Source organism: Pseudomonas sp. HY13-MNA-CIBAN-0226 (assembly GCF_040310305.1).
Lineage (GTDB): Bacteria > Pseudomonadota > Gammaproteobacteria > Pseudomonadales > Pseudomonadaceae > Aquipseudomonas > Aquipseudomonas gregormendelii.
The window spans coordinates 1-230 of record NZ_JBEOPS010000706.1 but is presented as its reverse complement, the minus strand read 5'-3'; the positions used below and the strand labels follow the sequence as shown (position 1 = coordinate 230).

Here is a 230-nt window from a genome sequence, read left to right as displayed (position 1 = left end):
TCGCCCGCCGGCCAACGCGAATGCATGGCCGGCCGCGCGGTAACCGGGGTTTTCCACCGCCACGCCGTCCCCAGGCTCTACCAGCAACTGTGCACAAAGGCTGATGGCCTGCTGTGCGCCACTGGTGATCACAATTTGTTCAGCCGTGCACTGCATGCCGCGCGAGCTGCGCAGGTATGCAGCGATCAAACCGCGCAGACGGCCGTCACCTGCGGGGTCGCCATAGCACA

The 230-nt window shown here is 65.7% G+C and carries 1 protein-coding gene; it reads right to left on the bottom strand.

Features of this window, described 5'->3' with window-relative positions:
* A partial coding sequence (locus AAEZ05_RS30525; protein WP_350650441.1) for an aminotransferase class I/II-fold pyridoxal phosphate-dependent enzyme occupies positions 1-230 on the bottom strand: 230 nt, incomplete at both ends.